The organism is Carboxylicivirga marina (assembly GCF_016612505.1).
Classification (GTDB): Bacteria; Bacteroidota; Bacteroidia; order Bacteroidales; family Marinilabiliaceae; genus Carboxylicivirga; species Carboxylicivirga marina.
The window spans coordinates 1-448 of sequence record NZ_JAENRR010000176.1 but is presented as its reverse complement, the minus strand read 5'-3'; the positions used below and the strand labels follow the sequence as shown (position 1 = coordinate 448).

Annotated in this window: 1 pseudogene; it reads right to left on the bottom strand. The window is 40.8% G+C overall.

Annotated elements, in window-relative coordinates:
• A pseudogene (locus JIV24_RS22265) lies at positions 1-448 on the bottom strand (hypothetical protein); the annotation flags it as partial.

Sequence of the window (448 nt, the reverse complement as noted above, 5' to 3'; positions counted from 1 at the left end):
TTGTATCGATAAGTATTTCTTGTAGGCTCGGTTTGTTATGAATTTCTTTGTTAATGGCTTTGAAGATGATAGTGTGTTCTTTATTTTTTCCAGAACATCTTCTCGGGCTTTCCGGTCTCTGTCAGCCCTGCTTTTTGACCAGGTAATAATACATCGGTCGTCATTGAGGCTGGTTTCACGTATGGCAAGTTCACTGCTAATCCATGTAAATTTGGACAAGTCATAGAAATCCTCTTGAATATCACGCTTCAAAGTACCCATTTTGAGACCAACAATAAATTCTCCATTTCGAGCCTTAATGTGTTCAAGATTATCAAAAGAGAACAATCCACGGTCGGCCACAAAAATAAACCGGCGTATCGATAATTTTTTACCAATGCGGTCAACGATGCCATCAAGCGTATTGCCTTCGAAGGTGTTGCCCGGATGAACTTCGCAGCACAAGGGA